Source organism: Nonomuraea sp. NPDC048892 (genome assembly GCF_040649735.1).
GTDB classification, from domain to species: Bacteria; Actinomycetota; Actinomycetes; order Streptosporangiales; family Streptosporangiaceae; genus Nonomuraea; species Nonomuraea maheshkhaliensis.
Genome location: NZ_JBEZFZ010000009.1, coordinates 36,425 through 53,088, shown reverse-complemented (window position 1 = coordinate 53,088; position 16,664 = coordinate 36,425). Strand labels below are relative to the sequence as shown.

15 protein-coding genes are annotated in these 16,664 nt (G+C 71.5%); 9 read left to right on the top strand and 6 right to left on the bottom strand.

Annotated elements, in window-relative coordinates:
• Positions 1 to 25: 25 nt before the first annotated feature.
• From AB0C28_RS28545 to AB0C28_RS28525, 5 genes are all read left to right on the top strand, one after another.
• Positions 26 to 1,729, top strand: coding sequence for an AMP-binding protein (locus tag AB0C28_RS28545; RefSeq protein ID WP_358078706.1), 1,704 nt, complete (start codon positions 26 to 28; stop codon positions 1,727 to 1,729).
• A 98-nt stretch (positions 1,730 to 1,827) separates the two neighbouring features.
• Positions 1,828 to 2,448 carry a DedA family protein gene (locus tag AB0C28_RS28540; RefSeq protein ID WP_358078703.1) on the top strand — a complete coding sequence of 207 codons (621 nt, stop codon included), beginning with the start codon at positions 1,828 to 1,830 and terminating at the stop codon, positions 2,446 to 2,448.
• A gap of 10 nt (positions 2,449 to 2,458) precedes the next feature.
• Positions 2,459 to 3,241, top strand: coding sequence for an MOSC N-terminal beta barrel domain-containing protein (locus AB0C28_RS28535; RefSeq protein ID WP_358078700.1), 783 nt, complete (start codon positions 2,459 to 2,461; stop codon positions 3,239 to 3,241).
• Positions 3,225 to 4,181, top strand: a complete 957-nt coding sequence (locus AB0C28_RS28530; protein ID WP_358078697.1) for a PDR/VanB family oxidoreductase — start codon at positions 3,225 to 3,227, stop codon at positions 4,179 to 4,181. Before AB0C28_RS28535 ends, AB0C28_RS28530 begins: the two co-directional genes overlap by 17 nt.
• Entirely contained in the window at positions 4,178 to 5,098 is a 921-nt protein-coding gene (locus AB0C28_RS28525) for an acetamidase/formamidase family protein (protein WP_357835382.1), read from the top strand. The genes AB0C28_RS28530 and AB0C28_RS28525 overlap by 4 nt, the downstream gene beginning before the upstream one ends.
• 64 nt (positions 5,099 to 5,162) lie before the next feature.
• Here AB0C28_RS28525 and AB0C28_RS28520 read toward each other — a convergent pair whose 3' ends face one another.
• From AB0C28_RS28520 to AB0C28_RS28500, 5 genes are read right to left on the bottom strand one after another with little or no spacing between them, the layout of a single operon-like run.
• Complete coding sequence (locus AB0C28_RS28520; RefSeq protein WP_358078694.1) at positions 5,163 to 6,236, bottom strand: hypothetical protein; 1,074 nt, start codon at positions 6,234 to 6,236, stop codon at positions 5,163 to 5,165.
• A complete protein-coding gene (locus AB0C28_RS28515; protein ID WP_357835376.1) occupies positions 6,233 to 7,285 on the bottom strand; it encodes a polyamine ABC transporter substrate-binding protein in 1,053 nt (350 codons plus the stop codon). Before AB0C28_RS28515 ends, AB0C28_RS28520 begins: the two co-directional genes overlap by 4 nt.
• Before the next feature lie 60 nt (positions 7,286 to 7,345).
• Positions 7,346 to 8,323, bottom strand: coding sequence for an ABC transporter ATP-binding protein (locus AB0C28_RS28510; protein WP_358078692.1), 978 nt, complete (start codon positions 8,321 to 8,323; stop codon positions 7,346 to 7,348).
• Positions 8,320 to 9,111, bottom strand: coding sequence for an ABC transporter permease (locus tag AB0C28_RS28505; protein ID WP_357835370.1), 792 nt, complete (start codon positions 9,109 to 9,111; stop codon positions 8,320 to 8,322). The genes AB0C28_RS28510 and AB0C28_RS28505 overlap by 4 nt, the downstream gene beginning before the upstream one ends.
• Positions 9,108 to 9,899, bottom strand: coding sequence for an ABC transporter permease (locus tag AB0C28_RS28500; RefSeq protein ID WP_357835367.1), 792 nt, complete (start codon positions 9,897 to 9,899; stop codon positions 9,108 to 9,110). Before AB0C28_RS28500 ends, AB0C28_RS28505 begins: the two co-directional genes overlap by 4 nt.
• A 166-nt stretch (positions 9,900 to 10,065) precedes the next feature.
• On the opposite strand from AB0C28_RS28500, the gene AB0C28_RS28495 reads away from it, so the two are divergent.
• Entirely contained in the window at positions 10,066 to 11,019 is a 954-nt protein-coding gene (locus tag AB0C28_RS28495; RefSeq protein WP_357835364.1) for a LacI family DNA-binding transcriptional regulator, read from the top strand.
• Here AB0C28_RS28495 and AB0C28_RS28490 read toward each other — a convergent pair.
• Positions 10,988 to 11,677 carry a helix-turn-helix domain-containing protein gene (locus AB0C28_RS28490; protein WP_357837977.1) on the bottom strand — a complete coding sequence of 230 codons (690 nt, stop codon included), beginning with the start codon at positions 11,675 to 11,677 and terminating at the stop codon, positions 10,988 to 10,990. The genes AB0C28_RS28495 and AB0C28_RS28490 overlap by 32 nt on opposite strands.
• A 181-nt stretch (positions 11,678 to 11,858) precedes the next feature.
• Between AB0C28_RS28490 and AB0C28_RS28485 the strand changes: the two genes are divergently transcribed.
• The 3 genes from AB0C28_RS28485 to AB0C28_RS28475 are packed head-to-tail and all read left to right on the top strand — an operon-like array spanning position 11,859 to position 16,659.
• Entirely contained in the window at positions 11,859 to 13,106 is a 1,248-nt protein-coding gene (locus tag AB0C28_RS28485; RefSeq protein ID WP_357835360.1) for an oxygenase MpaB family protein, read from the top strand.
• 44 nt (positions 13,107 to 13,150) lie between these two features.
• Positions 13,151 to 14,362: an oxygenase MpaB family protein gene (locus AB0C28_RS28480; protein ID WP_357835357.1), complete on the top strand. Its 1,212-nt coding sequence runs from the start codon at positions 13,151 to 13,153 to the stop codon at positions 14,360 to 14,362.
• An 8-nt stretch (positions 14,363 to 14,370) separates the two neighbouring features.
• The gene (locus AB0C28_RS28475; protein ID WP_358078689.1) at positions 14,371 to 16,659 is read left to right on the top strand and encodes a molybdopterin cofactor-binding domain-containing protein; all 2,289 of its coding nucleotides are present in this window, start codon (positions 14,371 to 14,373) and stop codon (positions 16,657 to 16,659) included.
• The last annotated feature ends 5 nt before the right edge of the window (positions 16,660 to 16,664 follow it).

Here is a 16,664-nt window from a genome sequence, read left to right as displayed (position 1 = left end):
GTACCCGTACCGAGGAGGACACACCGTGAACGTGACCGCCGCGTACCGGCAGAGCCGGGACCAGCTGCTGCGCCTGCGCGAGGAGCACGACCGCGCCGTGGCCGAGTTCCGCTGGCCGGAGCTCGGGACGCGGTTCAACTGGGCGGTGGACTGGTTCGACGCCGTCGCGAGCGGCGACGACCGCCCGGCCCTCGTCGTCGTACGGGAGGACGGCTCCGCGACAGAACGCACCTTCGCCGAAATGTCCCGCGCCTCCGACCGCCTGGCGACCTGGCTGGCCACGGCCGGCGTCCGCAAGGGCGACCCGGTCCTGCTGATGCTCGGCAACCAGGTCGAGCTGTGGGAGTCGATGCTGGCCGTCATGAAGCTGGGCGCGGTCATCCTGCCCACCACGACCGCGATGGGTCCCGAGGACCTCACGGACCGGATCTCCCGTGGCCGCGTCCGGCACGTGATCTGCGACGCCGCGCACACCGGCGCGTTCGACCGGGTGCCCGGCGGCTACACGCGGATTAGCGCCGGCGCCGCCGAGGGCTGGTCCGACCTGCGGGCGGCCGCGGAGCTGGAGCACACGAGGGTCGCGCACCCGGGCACCGCGCCGGACGACCCGCTGCTGCTCTACTTCACCTCCGGCACCACGTCACGGCCCAAGCTGGTCGAGCACACCCAGGTGTCCTACCCGGTCGGCCACCTGTCCACGATGTACTGGCTGGGCCTGCGCCCCGGCGACGTGCACCTGAACCTCTCCTCACCCGGCTGGGCCAAGCACGCCTGGTCCAGCTTCTTCGCGCCGTGGATCGCCGAGGCGACCGTCGTCGTCTGCGACTACCGCCGCTTCGACCCGGTGACGCTGCTGGAGCAGCTGCGCGATCGTGAGGTCAGCTCGTTCTGCGCCCCGCCGACCGTCTGGCGGATGCTGATCAACGCCGACCTCGGCGCGCGCCCGGCCGCGCTGCGCGAGGTGATCAGTGCGGGGGAGCCGCTCAACCCCGAGGTCATCGAACGGGTACGCCGCGCCTGGGGCCTGACCGTGCGCGACGGGTTCGGCCAGACCGAGACCACCGCCCAGGTGGGCAACCCTCCAGGCGCCGCGGTCCGGGCCGGATCGATGGGACGGCCGCTGCCCGGCGTCCCGGTCGTCCTGGTGGACCCGGTCGCCGGCGGCCTGGTCACGGGAGCGGGCGAAGGGGAGCTGTGCCTCGACCTGTCGGCCCGGCCACTGCCGCTCATGACCGGCTACCGGGACGACGCCGGCCGCGCCGCCGGCGCGATGAGCGGCGGCTACTACCACACCGGTGACGTGGCCGCCCGCGACGCCGACGGCTACATCACCTACATCGGCCGCACCGACGACGTGTTCAAGGCGAGCGACTACAAGATCAGCCCGTTCGAGCTCGAATCGGTGCTCATCGAGCATCCGGCGGTCGCCGAGACCGCGGTCGTGCCCGCGCCGGACCCGGTCCGGCTGGCCGTGCCCAAGGCGTACGTCGCGCTGGCGCCCGGTCACGAGCCGACGCGGGAGACGGCGCTGTCGATCCTGCGGTACGCCCGTGAGCACCTCGCCCCTTACCAGCGGGTCCGGCGGATCGAGTTCTACGACCTGCCCAAGACCATCTCCGGCAAGATCCGGCGCGTCGAGCTCAGGAACCGAGAGCGGGAGCTGGCCGACGGCGCAGGGGCGAGCGCCGAATGGCGCGACGACCAGCTCCCCGGCCTCACCTCCCCCTGACGCACCGACACGATCCGCCGGTGCGACGCACCGGACCTTCCGGAGGGACTCCCCGTGACGATCCATCCGCACCCCCCGACGACGACAGGCGGCACCCCATGATCGACTGGCTGGAGCTCGCCGAATCGCTCATCACCTCACCCTGGCTGTACGCGGTGCTCATCGCCGTGTCCTGCCTCGACTCCTTCCTCCCGCTGATCCCGAGCGAGGCCGTCGTGGTCGTCGCCGGCGTCTACGCCGCCACCGGCAAGACCGACCTCCTGCTCGTCATCGCCGCCACAACGCTCGGCGCGTTCCTCGGCGACATGGTCCCGTACGTCGTCGGCCGGCTGCTCGGGCCGCGCGTGCTCAAACGGCTGCCGCCCGGCACCAAGCGGCGGCGGGCACACGACTGGTTCACCCGGCAGCTCGACGCCCGTGGCGGCTTCGTCCTGGTGACCACCCGGTTCATCCCGGTCGGGCGCTATCTGGCCACCTTGTCCACAGGGATTGTCGGTTACCCGCTGGGCGCGTACATGGCCTTCGTCGGGTTCGCCACCGCCACCTGGAGCGCCTACACCGTGCTCACCGGCTATCTCGGCGGCGTCATCTTCCAGGACAACACGCTGCTCGCCATCGCCGTCGGGCTCGCGCTCGCGTTCCTGGTCACCGGCGTCATCGAGGCCGTCCGCCATCTGCGCCGGCGCGGCGGCGCCGTCGCTGAGACGACCACCGACTGAGGAGCAGGTCATGACCGGGACCCGGGGCCGGGTGCGCGAGCTGTTCGTCTACCCGGTGAAGGGCCTCAGCGCGCAACCGCTGGAGCGCGCCGAGCTGCGGCCGGGCGAAGGGTTTCGGTACGACCGGAGGTACGCCCTCGCCCGCCCGGACGGCGCGTACCGGCCGGGAATCCAAGAGGGGCTGTCGAAGCGGGAGTTCTTCGCCCTGGTCTCGGACCACCGCCTGGCCGGGCTCGGCACCCACCTCGACACCGCGACCGACGTCCTCACCGCCCGCGTCGCCGGCCACGAAGTGCTCAGGGCCGACCTGCGCACCGAGCGGGGGCGCGACGGCGCGGAGGGCTTCTTCGCCCGCGTCCTCGACCTGCCCGCCGGGGTGACGCCGCTGCTCGCGCGGGAGCCGGGCCGGCGCTTCACCGACGCGGCCGCGGCCGGGGACGGGCCGATGGGCTGGATCTCGCTGGTCAACCTGGCCTCGGTGCGCGACCTGGAGTCACGTACGGGCAGCGTGATCGATCCGCGCAGGTTCCGGGCCAACGTCCTCGTGGACGGCCTGCCCGCCTGGTCCGAGCTGGAGCTGATCGGCCGGGAGTTCGCCTTGGGCGGTGTGCGCGTCCGAGCCGTGCACCGGACCAGGCGCTGCGCCGCGACCGAGGTCGATCCGGACACCGGCCGCCGCGACCTGCCGGTGGTCACCATGATCGACAGAACGTACGGGCACCAGCACATGGGCGTGCACCTGGAGGTTCTCACCGCCGGACGCGTGGAGCGGGACAGTGCGCTCGTCCTCTGAGCTGCGCCTTCGGGTCTGCGAGGCGATCGACCTCACGCCGACCGTGCGCCGTTTCGTCCTGCGGGACCCGGACGGAGGCGTGCTGCCGGCGTACGAGCCGGGCGCACATGTCGTGGTGACCACCCCGGCCGGGCACAGACGCGGCTACAGCCTGGTCGAACCGGGCGGCCCCCGGCCCAGGGAGTACGTCGTGTGCGTGCGCCGCGACGACGCCGGCCGGGGCGGGTCCGCGAGCATGCACCACGACGTGACGGCGGGGAGCGAACTCGTGGTCTCCGCCCCGGCCAACGGGTTCCCGCTCGAACCGTCGCCCCGCTACCTGTTCATCGCCGGCGGCATCGGCATCACGCCGATCAGGGCGATGCTGCGCCGGCTGCGCGCCGGGGGCCGCACCGGCGTACGGCTGCTGTACCTGACGCGGTCGGCGGCGGAGACCCCGTTCCTGCACGAGTTCCGCGGCCCCGAGGACACCGTGCACCACAGCGACGACCACGGGCCGCTCGACCTGTGGCCCCACCTCGCCGTGCCGGACGACGACGTGCGCGTCTACTGCTGCGGGCCTGCTCCGCTCATGCGGGCCGTGCGGACGCTGACCGCGCACTGGCGGGCGAGCCGGATCCACATGGAGGAGTTCACGGCCGCCGGCACCGGGATGTCGCTGCCGTTCACCGCCGTCTGGGCTCCCGACGGGCGCCGGGTGCACGTGCCCGCGCACCTGTCGCTGCTGGCCGCGCTGCGCCGTGACGGCGTGCGCGTCGAATCGTCCTGCGAGGCGGGCAGCTGCGGTACGTGCCGGCTCGCGGTCCTCGACGGCGAGGTGGATCACCGTGACGCGGTGTCCAGCGCGGAAGAGCGGCTTGGGACCATGGTGGCCTGTGTGTCGCGGGCCGCGTCGCCGGAGATCGTCGTCGGCCCCCACGAGAACGAGGAGCCGGCTTGACCATTCACGAACTGCATCCCGGGTCGGGAACCACGATCGACGTGTTCGACCGCGACACGCCGCCCGCGCTCAGCGTGGACCCGGGTGACACCGTCGTCGTCGGCTCGCTCGACGCCTCCGGCCACCTCGAACGCCAGCGCACGCCGGGGGAGCGGCGGCCGACCATGTTCACGGACCGGCGCGGCCACTGCCTCACCGGTCCCGTCGAGGTGCGCGGCGCGGCACCGGGCGACGTGCTGGCCGTCCGCATCGACTCGGTCAGGCCGGGGGAGTGGGGCTGGACCATCGCGGGCGCCAAGGACAACGCGCTGAACCGGGCGCTCGGGCTCACCGGGGAGCCGTCCTGGCTGCTGTGGGAGATCGACGCCGACGCCGGGACCGCCACCAGCGACCGAGGCCACACCGTACGGACCGCGCCGTTCCTCGGCGTGATCGGCCTGCCGCCCGCCGAGCCAGGACCGCACTCCACGATCCCGCCGCGCGCGGCCGGCGGCGGCAACATCGACTGCCGTGAGCTGACCGCGGGGGCGACGCTGTTCCTGCCGGTCACCGTGCCCGGCGCGCTGCTGCACCTCGGCGACGGGCACGCCGCGCAGGGCGACGGTGAGGTGTGCGGCACCGCGATCGAGTGCCCGATGACGACGGAGGTGACGCTCGACGTCGTCACCGCCCCTCCCGTGCCCGGCCCGCACGCGGTGACGCCGGGCGGGCGGGTCACATTCGGGTTCGACGCCGACCTCAACGCGGCGATGATGGAGGCGCTCGCCGCGATGCTCACCTGGATGCAGCACCTGTACGACCTGGACAGGGGCACCGCCACGGCCCTGGCCAGCACGGTCGTGGACCTGCGCGTCACTCAGGTGGCGAACGAGACGTGGGGCGTGCACGCCGTCCTGCCCCACGACGCGATCACCTGAGCCGGGAGAAAGCACCGCAGGCCCCCGCGCCGGCCGCCCCCACGTCGGCCGGCGCGGGGGCGGGTCACTCCGAGACGGCCAGCTCGCGCTCGAAGCGCTCGCGCAGCGCGGCCTTCTCGGGCTCGGGCAGCCAGCACGCCTCCACCCCGGCCAGCGCCATCGCCCGCAACCGCTCCTCGGGCACGGCGAGCTCGTCGGCCAGGATCCGGTACTCCTGCGCCAGCGACGTCGGGAACATCCCGGGATCGTCGGAGGCCGGGATGACGTTCAGCCCGGCCGCGAGCATCGCCGCGATCGACGCCCGCCGCCACGGCCGCCACGAGCGCCGCGAGGTGGTCGAGATGACGGTGAACGGCACCTGCTCGTCCCTCAGCCTGGCCACGACCTCGTCGTCCTCCAGGACGAAGTAGCCGTGGTCGATCCGGTCGCAGCCGAGCACGTCCAGGCAGGTGATCGTGTTGACGGCGACCGGCGCGTGTTCGGAGGAGTGCGCGGTACGGCGCAGCCCGGCCGCCCCGGCCAGCCGGAAAGCGGCCTCGAACCGCTCGGGAGGACCGGCCGTCTCCAGGTTGTCCAGCCCGATGCCGGCCACGTAGTCGTGCGGATGCTCCACGACCGTGCGCACCCAGGAGAGCGCTTCCTCGCCCGTCCTGCTCCGGTCGACGGCCGCGATGAGCCGGCCCGACATGCCGAAGTCGCGCTCGGCCATCCTGATGCCCTCGGCGTACGCCTCGACCACCGTCGCGTAACCGAGCTTCTCCTGATGCTCGGTCAGCGCGTCGAACGACACCTCCAGATGCCGGGTGGCACTCGTCCTGTGCGCGTCCTCGAACGCCTCGTACGTGATCCTGGTCAGGTCGTCGGCGTCGCGCAGCACCTCGAGCACCCACGACGACACCTGGAACAGCGAGTACGACACCTCCGGCTCGTCCGCGCTCCTGCCCTGCGGCACCGGGATCCTGGTGTCCAGGTAGAGCGCCGGGTCCGGCGGCAGCGAGTTCACGTCCGCGTAGATCCGCTCCGGCGGGGCGGGCAGGTCGAGCCGCTCCCGCCTGGCCAGCTCGGCGAAGGTCGAGGCGCGCACGGTGCCGATGAGGTGACAGTGCAGATCGACCTTGGGCATCAGGTCGAGCCTCACTTGCCGGCCACCTCCCGGGTGAAGCGGTCCACCCACGTGGCGCGGGTGTCGACGAGCTGCGCGGGGTCGAGGGTCTTGAACCCGGCGGCCACCGGGTCCTTCGCCGCCTCGCCGGTCACCTTGGCGATCTCGGGCGGGATCTCCGCCTTCGGGTTCGTGGGCAGGTCGCCGACGGTCTTCGCCATCGCGCTCTGCGCCTCGGCCGACAGCATGTAGTCGATCAGCTTCGCCGCCCCCTCGGGGTTGCGCGCGCCCTTGGGGATCATCGCCCGGTTCGTGGCCATGTAGCGGCCCTTGGCGGGCGCCGTCCAGGCGATCGGCTCGCCGGAGGAGACGAGCTTGGTGGCGAAGCCGCTCAGCGCGTCGGCGGCGACGATCTCGCCCTGGGTGAGCAGGTTCGTGACCTCGGTGGAGGAGGTGTAGAACTGCAGCACGTTCGGGGCCCAGCCGGCCAGCGTGCGCAGTGAGGTGTCGATGTCGTACGGGCCCTTGCCGTACGCCTCGCCGACCCCGGAGATCATCAGCTGCCCGGCGGTCACCGAGATGTCGGGCAGCGCCACCTTGCCCTTGTTCGCGGCGTCCGCGAAGAGGTTCCAGTCGGCGGCCTGCTTCTGGTCGAGCTGGTCGGTGTTGTAGATAATCCCGTTGAGTTGGTGGGTGTAGGCCGGCCCCTCGTAACCGCCCTCGGTCGCGAACGGCGCCAGCTCCTTGATGTTGGGCACGTCGACCTTCTGGAACAGGCCGTCCTTCTGCCCGAGCGCGGCGAAGTAGTCGGAGATCAGCACCACGTCCGCCTCCGGCTCGCCCTTGGCCAGCTTCAGCTTCGACAGCCGGTCGGCGTTGGACCCGGTGTCCAGCTCGACCTTGATCCCGGTCTGCTTGGTGAACGGGGTGATGACCGCCTGCTCGAACTCCTTCACCCCGAAGGGGAAGGTGCTGACGACGACGGTGTTCGCCTCCGCCTGCTGCTCGCCGGAGTTCGAGCCGGAGCATCCGGCCGCGGCGAGCACCATCAGGGCGGCGGCCAGTACGGCGCGGCGCGTGGGCATGGGATTCCTTCTTTCGGCGGGTTCAGCGAGGTTCGCGAGGTTCGGCGGGTTCGTCGGGGTTCAGCGAGGGAGCGGGATCAGGTGCTCGTCCGGCGTGGTCACCGTGACGCTCGACCCAGGGGCGGGAGCAGCGCCGCCACGGACGTCGGCGAGCAGCCTGACGGTCGCCCCCGACGGATCGACGACGTCGAGCGAGACCAGCAGGTCGACGCCGCGGAAGGCCACGTCGGCCACCGTCGCGGCGAGGCCGGGCCCCTGCTCGGCGATGCGCAGGTGCTCGGGCCGGATGGTCAGCGGGGTGCCGTCCGCCGCGGTGAGGAAGTTCTCGTAACCGAGGAACTCGGCCACGAAGCGGTCGGCCGGGCGCGGGAAGACCTGCTGAGGGGCGCCCTGCTGGACGATCCTGCCCTCGTTCATGATGACCATCTCGTCGGACATCTCCAGTGCCTCGTCCTGGTCATGGGTGACGAGGATGACGGTCAGCTCGGTCTCGGCCTGGATGCGCCTGATCTCGGTCCGCATCTGGACCCGCAGGCGGGCGTCGAGGTTGGACAGCGGCTCGTCGAGCAGCAGCAGCTTGGGCCTGATCGCGATGGCCCTCGCCAGCGCCACCCGCTGCTGCTGGCCACCGGACAGCTTCTTCGGCTTGCGGCCGGCCAGGTGCGCGAGCCCGACGAGTTCGAGCGTCTCCATCACCCGCGCCCGTCGCTCCGCGGCCGGCACCTTGCGCAGCCTGAGCCCGTACCCGACGTTGTCGGCCACCGTCATGTGCGGGAACAGCGCGTACGACTGGAAGACCATCCCGAGGTTCCGCTTCTCCGGCGGCGTGCGGGTGCTGTCGATCCCGTCGATGCGGATCGTCCCCGACGTCGGCGCCGAGTAGCCCGCGATCATCCTGAGCGTGGTGGTCTTGCCGCAGCCGCTCGGCCCCAGCAGCGTCGTCAGCTTGCCCGGGGGGACGGCGAGATCGACGGCGTCCACGGCGGTGAAGGAGCCGAACCTCTGCGTGACCCCGATCAGCTCGGCGGCGGCGGTCATTTGCTGATCCCTCCGAAGATCTTGGCGAATCCGACCGTGCGCTCGGCGATCACGGCGATGACCACGGTCGCGGCCAGGATGAGGGTGGACGCGGCGGCGACCATCGGGTCGTAGGACTGCTGCACGTAGTCGAGCATCGTCACCGGTAGCGTCCGGAAGTCGCGTCCCTGCAGCAGCAGCGACAGCGGCACGTTGTTGAACGACGTGACCACGCTGAGCAGCCCGGCGGAGAAGATCCCCGGCCGCAGGACGGGCAGCGTCACGTTGAGGAACGCGCGCAGCGGCGAGGCGCCGAGACCTCTGGCGGCCTCCTCCAGCGCGGGATCGGCCAGCGCGAGCGAGGCGCCGGTGACGCGCACCGCGTACGGCAGCATCAGCGCCGTGTGCCCGACCAGCAGGGCGGTGAAGTTGTCCAGGTCCAGGCCGACCATGAGCTGCTGGAACAGCGCGAGGCCGACGACCAGCTCCGGGACGATGAGCGGCGACAGGAACAGCCCCTCCACCAGCCCCTTGCCGGGGATCTTGCCCCGGTGGATGGCGAGCGTGGCGGGCACGCCGATCAGCAGCGCGAGCGCGGCGGCGAGCACGGCCAGCTGCACGCTGGAGATCGTGGCCTCGACGAACGGCTCGTACGCGAACGCCTCGCCGAACCAGCGCAGCGAGAACCCGTCGGGCGGGAACCGCAGCGTGCTGCCGGAGGTGAAGGCGGTGGCGACCACGAAGACGATCGGCACGATCATGATGACGTAACCGACGACCGCCAGCGCCGCCGTGATCGGCCGCTTCACGAGGTGGCCCCCTTCCGCCCGATCAGCGACGACAGCCCGGAGACCAGGAAGACCAGCACCGTCATGATGAGCGCCGTCGCCGAGGCAGACGCCCAGTCGACGGTGGTGGTCGCGTACGAGTACAGCTGCGTGGAGAGCATGCGCTGACTCGACCCGCCGAGCAGGTACGGCGTGGTGTAGGCGGTGACGGAGCCCGCGAAGACGAGGGTCGCGGCCACCACGATGCCCGGCATGGTGAGCGGGATGACGATGCTCCACATCGTCCGCGTCCGGCTCCCGCCGAGCCCGCGCGAGGCGTCGTCCAGGCCAGGATCGACCTGGGCCACGGCCGAGTAGCAGGAGATGATCGCCAGCGGCAGGAACAGCTGGGTGAGGCCGAGGATGATCGCCGGCTTGGTGTAGAGCAGCTGCGGCGCCACGTCCACGACGCCGAGCTGCACGAGCAGCCGCCCGAGCGCCCCTTTCGAGCCGAGGATCACGAGCCAGCCGAACGTGCGCACCACGTTGCTCAGCATCAGTGGGAAGATCGCCACTGCCAGCAGGACGCCGCTCCAGCGCGACGGCGAGCGGGCCAGCCAGTAGGCGATGGGGAAACCGAGGACGACGCAGATGACCGTGACCGCCAGGGCGAGCCCGACCGTGCGCCCGATCACCTCCAGGTCGTACGGATCCGTGAGCATCTCGCCCAGGCGCGTGAAGATCTCGCCGGTCGGCACGTCCGGCGGCGCGAAGAGCATCGCGGCCGAGGGGATGAGGAAACCCACGACGAGCAGGACGAGACCGGGCACCAGGAGAAGGGCCGATGAGCGTGAGATGTCGGCGTCCTTTCTGGCATGGCGTACGGTAGGGCGGAACCGGTTGCGGAACCGGTTCCAGGAGCCTGACCATAGATTATGGGGGGCCTCGCGCACAAACCCCTGTGTGAAATCCAGGTAACGACTCAAGGGAGCATCAGTGCCCACACTCGCGGACGTCGCCGCGCTGGCCGGGGTTTCCAAGGCGACGGCCTCCCGCGCCCTGGGCCGGCCCGACCTGGCCGCCCCCGAGACGGTGGCCCGCGTCCGCGCCGCCGCCGAGCAGCTCGGATTCGTCCCCAACCGGGCCGCCACCCAGCTGGCCCGGGGCAAGACCGGGGTGGTCGCCGTCGTGGTGCCGACGCTCGACAACACCTTCTTCAACCCGATCATCGGCGGCGCCCAGGCCCGCGCGGCCGGCTCGGGCGTGCAGCTGACCATCGCGGTGCACTCCCTGGAGCACCCGGCCCAGCTCGCCGCGGTCGAACACCTCGCGCACCAGGTCGACGGCTTCCTGTTCACCGCGCCCCGGGGGTCGGACGAGATCGTCCGCGCCGCCGCGTCGTACAAGCCGACCGTGCTCATCGACCGCGAGATCGACGGCATGACCTCGGCCGTCGCCGACACCGCCACCGCCTTCGGCGCGCTCGTCACCTGGTTCACCGGCAAGGGCCACGAGCGCATCGTCTACATCGGCGGCCCGGCAGGCTCCTGGCAGGACCGCCAGCGCCAGGCCGCCATCCGTGCCGCGGCCGAGCCGAGCGGCGCGACGCTGACCATGCTCGGCCCCTGCCCCTCGACGTTCGCCGCCGGCGTGGACGCCGCCGACGCCGTGGTGGCCGCCCGCGCCACCGCCGTCGTCCCCTACGCCACCTCGATCGGCCTCGGCCTCATGTTCGCCCTGCTCAACCGGGGGATCCGCGACGTGGTGGTCAGCTCGGAACGCATGGTCGTCGAGAGCCTCGGCCTGCACGACGTGCCCTCGATCGACGTGGACGGCGAACGGCTCGGTGAGGTCGCCATGGACCAGCTCATGGACCTGCTCGGCGAACGCAGGGAGCCCGCACCCGTCAGACGCCGGCTCACCGTCCCGATCGAGTCGGCCTCCGGCTAGGGCGGGTCGACACGGTCGCGGGTTGCAGCATGGGGACCAGGAACTGGCGGGCGACGGCGGCGAGCTGGGCGTCGTCGTCGAGGTCGATGACCTGGCTGGGTGTGGCCAGGAACGAGGCGGAGATCCGGACCATTATCTCGGCCACGAGGTCGGTGTCGAGGTCGGCGGAGACGTGGCCCGCCCGTTGCTCGTGGCGGAGCTGGCCGGCCACGAACTGGCGCACGGTGGCGAGGGTGCGGCCCCCGTCGGCGATCATGGAGGGCACGAGCAGGTCGGGCTCGGCGGTGATCAGGCCGCCGATCAGCGGGTTGCTCCTGATGGCGCGTAGTGAGCTGACGAAGCCCAGGACCACGCGGTCGGCGGCGGTGCCGGCCCGCTCGATGTCGATGAGGAAGCGGTCGAAGTAGCGGCGGAACTCCCGGCGCACGACGTGCTCGACCAGGGCGTCCTTCGTGGCGAAGCGCCGGTAGACGGTGATGCGCGAGACCTTGGCCCGGCGGGCGACGTCCTCCATCGTGGAGCGCCTGATGCCCATCCGGCAGAACTGCTCGTAGGCGGCGTCGAGGATGCGGGCGCGGAGCTCGTCGCTGTCATCGACCTGTTCGACGGCGTCGAGGTAGGCACGTTCCAGCAGCGACTCCGAGTCCGACGGCGTCATGAGCCCTGACCACGCGGATTCCACGATCACCTCCTGCGGTTGATTCTGCATCATTCCGCACCGTCGCCGGCGCGCTCTTGTGATCCCCCTCACAGTGTGCTGTCATGAGCATGATACACAGAAGCGGTTCTTGTTTCATCGTATCAACGGGTGCTCCACTCCGGCGAGGAGGAACCAGGGCATGGACAGAGAGAGCGGCGGCCGCGACGGTAGGGTCAGCAGGCGCGACATGCTGATGGCCGGTGGTGCGCTGGGCGCGCTCGGCGCGCTGAGCGCGGCGGTGCCGGCGTACGCGCAGGGCCCGTGGACGTGGTCGGCCGAAGGCTCGGTGGCGGGCGCCGGGGCGGGTACCGATCCGCGCTGGGTGTGGGACGAGGAGGCCGATCCGCTGGTCGCCTCGCTGCTCGACCGGGGCGACGTGCCCAGGGTCAACGAGCTGTTACGCACCTGGACCAAGAACGGCCAGCCGCTGCCCGCCGGACTGCCGGCGGACCTGCGTGACTTCATGGAGCGGGCCAGGCAGCTGCCCGCGTGGGCCGACCACGGCAAGCTCGCGACCGCGTTCACGTTCAACGAGAAGCGCGGGCTCTACCTCGGCGTCCTGTACGGGCTGGCCAGCGGCATGATGAGCACCGTCATCCCCAAGGAGGCGCGCGCGGTCTACTACTCCCAGGGCGGCGCGGACATGAAGGACCGCATCTCCAAGACCGCCAAGCTTGGCTACGACGTCGGGTCGCGCAACGCCTACGCGCCCGACGGCGAGATGATCGTGACCTGCGTCAAGACCCGGCTGGTGCACGCGGCCGTACGGCACCTGCTGCCACAGTCGCCGCACTGGCCGCAGGTCGCCGACGAGGAGATCCCGATCAGCCAGCGGGACATGATGGTCACCTGGCACAGCCTGCCCACGACCGTCATGCAGAAGCTGACCGCGTGGAGGGTGCCGATCCCGGCCGCCGAGTCGGAGGCGTTCCTGCACTCGTGGCAGCTGGCCGCGCACATGCTCGGCATCAAGGACGAGTACATCCCCGCGTCGTGGGCCGAGGCCGACGCCCAGGCCCGGGAGGTCCTGGACCCGGTGCTCGCGCCGACGCCCGAGGGGATCAAGCTGGCCGACATCCTGCTCGGTCTCGGCACCCCGGTCGACGCCGGCATCCTGTCCAAGCCCATCCTCGGCGCGTTCACCCGCTTCATGCTCGGCGACCAGATCGCCGGCTGGCTGAGAATCCCGAGGGAGCCGATCTGGGACCCGCTGCTCAGGCTGTCCTGGCGGCCGTTCGTCGCCGTGCGCGAGGGGCTGCTGCCGTTCCCGCTGGCGCCGGAGGCGTACTGGCTGTTCGACGAGTTCCTGCGCAAGGCCGCGCTGCTCTTCCTGTCGGAGGCGCGGCCGATCCGGATCGAGATTCCGGAGACGAACCGCCCGTCCTGACGTGGGGGCCTGTCCATGGGGGATCGCGAAAGGAGTTCGAGAGCATGGCGGAGCTGAGCAGACGCAAGATGCTGATGACGGGCGGAGCCCTGGGAGCCCTCGGAGCGCTGGGCATGGCGTCACCGGCGCACGCGCGTCCCTGGACCTGGTCGCCGGCCGGCTCGGTCGCCGGGTCCGGCGCCGGCGCCGACCCGCGCTGGGTGTGGGACGAGGAGGCCGACCCGCTGGTCGCCTCGCTGCTCGACCGCGGCGCCGTGCCCGAGGTCAACCGGCTGCTGTGGGACTGGAACCGCAACGACCAGCCGTTACCCGCCGGGCTGCCGGAGGACCTGCGCGCGTTCATGGAGCGGGCCCGTCAGCTGCCCTCGTGGGCGGACCAGGGCAAACTGGAGGCCGCGGCCGAGTTCAACAAGTCCAGAGGGCTCTACCTCAACCTGCTCAACGGCGTGGGCGGCGGCATGCTCAGCACCGCCATTCCCAAGGAGGCGCGCGCGGTCTACTACTCCAAGGGCGGCGCCGACATGGAGGACCGGGTCGCCAAGACGAGCATCCTCGGGTTCGCCGTCGGGTCGCTCAACGCGTACCGGCCGGGCGGCTCCTGCGCGGTCCAGGCGGTGAAGACCCGCCTGGTGCACGCGGCCGTACGGCACCTGCTGCAGCAGTCGCCCCACTGGAACGGCGACATCCCGATCAGCCAGGAGGACATGCTGGTCACCTGGCACACGCTGCCCACCTTCGCGATGCGCAAGATGCGCGAATGGAAGGTGCCGATCAGCGCCGCCGAGTCGGAGGCGTACCTGCACGTGTGGCAGGTGACCGCGCACATGCTCGGCATCAAGGACGAATACACCCCCGCCACCTGGGACGCCGCCAACGCCCAGTCCGACCAGATCCTGCCCCGCAACATGGGGCCGACGCCCGAGGGCGTCATCCTCACCGACATCCTGCTCGGCCAGCTCGCCGAGCAGACCAGCCCGCTCAGCGTCAGCCGGCCCCTGTGCAACGCGCTCGCCCGCTATCTGGTCGGCAACCAGGTGGCCGACTGGGACGGCATCAGGCGCGAGCCGGTGTGGGACCCGCTGATCGCCGCCACCTGGCCGAAGCTCGTCCGGTTCCGCGAAGGGCTCATTCCGCTGCCGCTGGTGCCGGAGGTCGCCTGGGTCATCGACGAGGCCGTACGGCAGTACATCCTGTTCTTCCTCACCAAGGGCGAGGAGACCAGGATCGACATCCCCACCGCCAACCGGCCCGGGTGAGCGGCGCGATGACGGGACCGCACGCGGACGACGGCATCGGGCGGCGGCGCTTCCTCGGGTACGTGCTGGCGGCGCCGACGCTGGTGACGGCCGCCGGACTCGACCTGGCGCCTGCCTCAGGACCTGATTCGGCGGCTTCAGTGCAGTTGACGGACCTGCTCGATCTCAACGATCTGATGACCGCGGCGGCGCTGCCGACCTCGGGCCTCATCTCGGTCGAGGTGAACGGGGACGGCACCGTGTCGTTCGCGCTGCCGCGCGCCGAGGTGGGGCAGGGCATCACCACCTCCACGGCCATGCTGATCGCGGAGGAGCTGTCCGTACCGGTGGAAAGGGTCCGGGTCACGCTCGCCGACGCCCGCCCCGAACTGGTCTTCAACCAGCTCACCGGCGGATCGAACACGACCTTCGCGACCTACACCCCGATCCGCGTCGCCGCCGCCGTGGCCCGGCTCCGGCTGCTGGCAGCGGCGGCGGCCGAGCTCGGCTCGCCGGTCACCGATCTCACCCTGCGGGCCGGGACGATCACCGACCGCTCCGGCAACCGCGTCGGCATCGGCACCCTCGCGGAGAAGGCCGCCGGCACGCGCACCGAGCGGGTGGCGGTGGAGCTCACGCCACGCCGGAACTTCACCGTCATCGGCGCACCGCACAACCGGATCGACGCGCTGGACGCGGTGACCGGGTGCAAGAAGTTCACCATGGACCTGGACGTCCCGGGCGCGAAACCCACGATGGTGTGCCGGCCGCCGACCATCAACGGCAAGGTCGGCTCGGTGGCCAACCTCGCCGAGGTCCTGGCCATGCCGGGCGTCACCGACGCCGTGGTGATCTCCACGGGGGTGGCGGTCCGCGCCGAAACGTTCGGCCAGTGCATCGACGCCGTACGCGCTCTGCGGGTCTCCTGGAGGCCCGGCACCGTGGACGGCAAGTCCGACGAAAGCGTGCTGCGGGAGCTGAAGGCCGCGGAACTGCCGCTCGGCCCCAGACCGCCCACCCCGGTCGTCGAAGGCACGTTCACCTTCGCCTTCCGCAGCAACAGCGCGCTGGAGCCCAACTGCGCCATCGCCGACGTACGGGCCGATCGCGCCGAGATCTGGTCCGCGCTGAAGTCGCCCATCGTGGCCCGCCAGGCCATCGCCGCGCGGCTCGGAATGCCGCCCGGCCAGGTCACCGTGCACGTCGTCGAAGGCGGCGGCTCCTTCGGGCGCAAGCTCTTCTTCGACGCCGCGCTCGAAGCCGCCGAGGTGTCGCAGAAGGTCGGCAAACCCGTCAAACTCATGTGGCACCGCGCCGACGACTCCCGCCAGGGCCGTACTCATCCGATGGCCACCTCGCGGGTCCGTGTCGCCTACCTCGGCGGCGTCGTGCTCGGCTACGAGCAGCGCCACACCAGCGTCTCCACCGACCTCGGCCACGGCCTCGGCGAGATCATCACCGCGATGGCCGCGCGGCTGCCGGTGGGCGACATCGGGTTCGCGCAGACGTTCTTCCAGCTCAGTCAGGAGATGCCGTACGCGTTCGGCGTCGTCGGCCAACTCCTCAGCGAGACGGGCAAGGGCTTCAACACCGGCAGCATGCGCAACGTCTACTCGCCCGACGTCGCCTGCGCCCGCGAGCTCGTCATGGACCGGCTCGCCGCGAAGACGGGCAAGGACGCGTACCGGTTCCGGCGCGACTTCCTGCGCGACGACCGCGCGCGGGCGGTGCTGGCGAGGGTGGCCGAGGCCGGCGAATGGGGGCGGCCGATGCCGGCCGGCACCGCGCAGGGCATCGCGTTCCACGCCGAGTACAAGTCGGTCAGCGCCGCCCTGGTGGAGATCGACTGCCGGCCGGAGACCGTCAACCGCCCGATCCGCGACGGCGTGTCCGGGCCGCGCGTCACCAAGGCCGTCTTCGCCGTGGACGTCGGCCTCGCCGTCAACCCGCGCGGCCTGGAGGCGCAGATGATGGGCGGCGTCATGGACGGCATCGCGCTGGCCCTGACCGCCGGCCTGCACCTGCGCGACGGCCACTTCCTCGAGGCGAGCTGGGACAACTACTTCTACACCCGGCAGTGGAACAGCCCGCCCGACCTGCGGATCATCGTCATGCCCAGCACCTCGGAGCAGCCCGGCGGCGCCGGCGAACTGGCCGTGGCCGCCTCCACCGCCGCCGTCGCGTGCGCGTACGGCCGCGCCACGGGAACGATGCCGACCAGCTTCCCGATCAACCACGGCACGCTCTCCTTCACCCCCAAACCCACCGTCCCGCCCATCCCCCCGTCCCCGGCCGACGGCCTGGACCACGCCCGCTGAAGCGA